Consider the following 453-nt stretch of genomic DNA (forward strand, 5'->3'; position numbering starts at 1 on the left):
ACGGCCCAAGCGAATATTGTAGTTGTTCCTGTGAATGACCCGCCAGTTGCAGGGGATACGTCTTTCAGCATGAATGAGGACGGTACAATTACATTGACACCTGCACAGCTTTTGGCGAATTCAAGTGACGTTGAAGGTGATGTGAGTCTGCAAGGTGTTAGCTACTCAGGATCAGATGGAACGCTGAGTGCGAATGATGATGGCTCCTTTAGTTTTATTCCGAATGAGAATTTCAATGGCGACATTGTCCTCGATGTGGTTGTGTTAGATGCTGAGGGTGCGAGTGATACGGCCCAAGCGAATATCGTAGTTGTTCCTGTGAACGACTTCCCTGTTTCAGGTAACTTGGCGTATGCAATTGATGAGGATGGAAGTATCACACTGAGCCAAGAGCAGCTCTTGGCGCAAGCGAGTGATGTGGATGGTGATACGCTCACGGCGTTGAATCTACAG

At 48.1% G+C, this 453-nt stretch carries 1 protein-coding gene; it reads left to right on the top strand.

Going from position 1 to position 453, the window contains the following annotated elements; genetic code table 11:
- On the top strand, window positions 1–453 hold a 453-nt coding region (locus tag A3762_RS07620; RefSeq protein ID WP_156493329.1), incomplete at both ends, for a cadherin-like domain-containing protein.

It is taken from the genome of Oleiphilus sp. HI0125, from assembly GCF_001635355.1.